The organism is Aeromonas schubertii (assembly GCF_000820105.1).
Taxonomy (GTDB): Bacteria; Pseudomonadota; Gammaproteobacteria; order Enterobacterales; family Aeromonadaceae; genus Aeromonas; species Aeromonas schubertii.
Genome location: NZ_CDDB01000104.1, coordinates 1 through 1,406, shown reverse-complemented (window position 1 = coordinate 1,406; position 1,406 = coordinate 1). Strand labels below are relative to the sequence as shown.

The following is a 1,406-nucleotide window of genomic DNA, read 5'->3' as shown; positions in this document are numbered from 1 at the left end:
TGCACCGATACCTCGGCGGTCGGCACCTCGATAAAGTGCAGTTCCCCGTCGCCGAATTTGCGGCGCACCTCGGCCAGGGACCCCTGGGTGTCGAGGAAGGCCTCCTGATGGAAGAAGAGCACGTTCTGGTTGCCCACGGCGATCACATCGTTGTGGAACACCCCCTGATCGATCACCGCCGGATTCTGCTGGATGAAGACGCAGTTCTCCTCATCCAGCCCGTGCAGGCGGGCGATGGCCTGGCTCGCCTCCAGGGTCTGGCGTGCCGGATAGCGAGTCGGCGCCGGGCGGGAGAGATCGAACGCGCTGCGACCGTAGACGAACAGCTCCACCCCGGCATGGCCGTAATGGCTGCACAGGCGGGTGTGGTTGGCCGCCCCCTCGTCGCCGAAGTGATCGTTCTCTGGCAGGTGGGCATGATGGCTGAAGTGCCGTTCATCCGGGAACACGGCGCGCAGGATACGGCCGGTCACCTCGGGCTCGAGGGAGCGGTGGAACTTGTTGGTCAGGTTGGCGGGGGTGAAGTGGACCCGGCCATCAGCGGTGTCGGCACTCGGCGAGACGGTGGCAGCGTTGGCGGTCCACATGCTCGAGGCGGAGTAACAGGCGGCCAGCACGGCAGGGGCCTGGGCGGATGCCTGCTCCAGCACCCGGGCATCGTTGCCGGTGAAGCCAAGGCGGCGCAGGGTGGCCAGATCCGGACGCTCCTGGGGCGCCAGCACCCCTTGCACCATGCCAAGCCCGGTGAGCGCCTTCATCTTGACCAGTCCCTGTTTGGCCGCCTCACGGGGGTTGGAGGCCTCTTTGGCGTTGCTCTGGGAGGCGACGTTACCGTAGGAGAGACCGGCGTAGTTATGGGTGGGACCGACCAGGCCGTCGAAGTTGACCTCGAAATGCTTCATCAGATACATCCTTTCATTTTTATCGGGGTAGCGGAGTCCTTTCCCCCACTGTGATGGGGAGGTTGCGCCATCATATCCTGTTTTTTCCCGTTTGTAACAAGTCGGTAACCGGTCGGAGTTGTTCAGGTCGGTGCGGCAGAAAAAAATGGCCGAGCCGGCATAAATGCCAAAAATGGGTTGATTACAAAGGGTTGGACTCGCATTAATAAAGAAAAGAGTGGGGGGCTCAGGCGTCGGCAGGGTTTGCTTTTTGCCGCCAAATCTCTTATACAGCCCCACAAAACTTCAGACCCCGTCCCCGGGGTGACAGGAAACGAGTCATAGCATGGGCAAATCTCTGGTCATCGTGGAGTCTCCGGCCAAGGCCAAGACCATCAACAAATATTTGGGTAAGGACTACGTGGTGAAATCCAGCGTGGGCCATATCCGCGATCTGCCGACCGCCGGCAGCAGCTCGACCGAGCCGAAGAAGCCGGCTGTGCGCGGCGTCAAGCTCAGCGACGC

General features: G+C 61.7%; 2 protein-coding genes. One reads left to right on the top strand and one right to left on the bottom strand.

The genetic code is table 11. The features are described 5' to 3' along the window. Positions 1-902, bottom strand: a 902-nt coding sequence (locus BN1133_RS18420; protein WP_050667904.1) for an N-succinylarginine dihydrolase, incomplete at its 3' end; no start/stop codon positions are given. A gap of 325 nt (positions 903-1,227) precedes the next feature. On the opposite strand from BN1133_RS18420, the gene BN1133_RS19865 reads away from it, so the two are divergent. Further along, a partial coding sequence (locus tag BN1133_RS19865; RefSeq protein ID WP_157432357.1) for a toprim domain-containing protein occupies positions 1,228-1,406 on the top strand: 179 nt, incomplete at its 3' end.